This is a genomic window from Rhizobium sp. CNPSo 3670 (assembly GCF_057784555.1).
This window is the reverse complement of the sequence record NZ_JBXSOL010000081.1, coordinates 1-2,522: the sequence shown is the minus strand read 5'-3', so window position 1 is coordinate 2,522 and position 2,522 is coordinate 1. Positions and strand designations below refer to the sequence as shown.

General features: G+C 53.6%; 2 rRNA genes. Both read left to right on the top strand.

The annotated features are described in order from the left end of the window. Nucleotides 1-2,117 (top strand): 23S ribosomal RNA (locus tag AC13QO_RS29830); the annotation flags it as partial. Between the two features lie 191 nt (nt 2,118-2,308). Further along, nucleotides 2,309-2,423, top strand: a 5S ribosomal RNA gene (rrf, locus tag AC13QO_RS29825). Nucleotides 2,424-2,522 lie beyond the last annotated feature (99 nt).

The window sequence follows — 2,522 nt, the reverse complement described above, 5'->3', positions numbered from 1 at the left end:
AGGGCGATATAGTTTGTTGCATTAGACCCGAAACCGAGTGATCTAGCCATGAGCAGGTTGAAGGTTGGGTAACACCAACTGGAGGACCGAACCCGCATCTGTTGCAATAGATTGGGATGACTTGTGGCTAGGGGTGAAAGGCCAATCAAACTCGGAAATAGCTGGTTCTCCGCGAAATCTATTTAGGTAGAGCGTCGAGCGAATACCCCCGGGGGTAGAGCACTGGATGGGCTATGGGGACTCACCGTCTTACTGATCCTAACCAAACTCCGAATACCGGGGAGTACTACTCGGCAGACACACGGCGGGTGCTAACGTCCGTCGTGAAAAGGGCAACAACCCTAACCTCCAGCTAAGGTCCCCAAGTCATGGCTAAGTGGGAAAGGATGTGAGGATCCCAAAACAACCAGGATGTTGGCTTAGAAGCAGCCATCATTTAAAGAAAGCGTAACAGCTCACTGGTCTAAATAAGGGTCTTTGCGCCGAAAATGTAACGGGGCTGAAGCCATGCACCGAAGCTGAGGATGTGTAGCAATACACGTGGTAGCGGAGCGTTCCGTAAGCTGATGAAGGGAGACCCGTGAGGGCTCCTGGAGGTATCGGAAGTGCGAATGTTGACATGAGTAACGATAAAGAGGGTGAGAGACCCTCTCGCCGAAAGACCAAGGGTTCCTGCTTAAAGTTAATCTGAGCAGGGTTAGCCGGCCCCTAAGACGAGGCGGACACGCGTAGTCGATGGGAACCACGTTAATATTCGTGGGCCTGGTGGTAGTGACGGATTGCACAAGTTGTTCTGGTTTATTGGATTATCAGGGCAGCGGAGCGGTTCCAGGAAATAGCTCCACCGTATAGACCGTACCCGAAACCGACACAGGTGGTCAGGTAGAGTATACCAAGGCGCTTGAGAGAACTATGTTGAAGGAACTCGGCAAATTGCACGCGTAACTTCGGAAGAAGCGTGACCCCATTTTACGCAAGTATGATGGGGTGGCACAGACCAGGGGGTAGCGACTGTTTATCAAAAACACAGGGCTCTGCGAAGTCGCAAGACGACGTATAGGGTCTGACGCCTGCCCGGTGCTGGAAGGTTAAGAGGAGAGGTGCAAGCTTTGAATCGAAGCCCCAGTAAACGGCGGCCGTAACTATAACGGTCCTAAGGTAGCGAAATTCCTTGTCGGGTAAGTTCCGACCTGCACGAATGGCGTAACGACTTCCCCGCTGTCTCCAACATAGACTCAGTGAAATTGAATTCCCCGTGAAGATGCGGGGTTCCTGCGGTCAGACGGAAAGACCCCGTGCACCTTTACTATAGCTTTACACTGGCATTCGTGTCGGCATGTGTAGGATAGGTGGTAGGCTTTGAAGCGGGGACGCCAGTTTCCGTGGAGCCATCCTTGAAATACCACCCTTATCGTCATGGATGTCTAACCGCGGCCCGTCATCCGGGTCCGGGACAGTGTATGGTGGGTAGTTTGACTGGGGCGGTCGCCTCCGAAAGAGTAACGGAGGCGCGCGATGGTGGGCTCAGACCGGTCGGAAATCGGTCGTCGAGTGCAATGGCATAAGCCCGCCTGACTGCGAGACTGACAAGTCGAGCAGAGACGAAAGTCGGTCATAGTGATCCGGTGGTCCCGCGTGGAAGGGCCATCGCTCAACGGATAAAAGGTACGCCGGGGATAACAGGCTGATGACCCCCAAGAGTCCATATCGACGGGGTTGTTTGGCACCTCGATGTCGGCTCATCGCATCCTGGGGCTGGAGCAGGTCCCAAGGGTTTGGCTGTTCGCCAATTAAAGCGGTACGTGAGCTGGGTTCAGAACGTCGTGAGACAGTTCGGTCCCTATCTGCCGTGGGTGTAGGAATATTGACAGGATCTGTCCCTAGTACGAGAGGACCGGGATGGACATATCTCTGGTGGACCTGTTGTCCTGCCAAGGGCATAGCAGGGTAGCTATATATGGACGGGATAACCGCTGAAGGCATCTAAGCGGGAAACCCACCTGAAAACGAGTGTTCCCTATCAGAGCCGTGGAAGACGACCACGTTGATAGGCCGGGTGTGGAAGTGCGGCAACGCATGAAGCTTACCGGTACTAATAGCTCGATCGGCTTGATCGTTCTCATTGACTGTGCTCATCAGCCAAAGGCTGATGAAGTGAGTAGTGAATAGGCGGTAGTGATTGGTAAATCGCTCAGCCTCTTCCCTCGCAAGCATCAAAGACGTGTTCAAAACAAACCACTACTGGCTAGTCACTAATCACTAGTCACTCGTGTACCAGCTTCTCAAACAACAAGTTGCGCTTTGCCGACCTGGTGGTTATGGCGGGGTGGCTGCACCCGTTCCCTTTCCGAACACGGCCGTGAAACGCCCCTGCGCCCATGGTACTTCGTCTTAAGACGCGGGAGAGTAGGTCGCTGCCAGGTCTGCCAAACGCAACTCAGTTGATAAAATCTTCTCAATCACAAGCCAACGGCCCAAAGCCGAAACAAAGGGCCGCTCAACGCGGCCTTTCGTGTTATAAT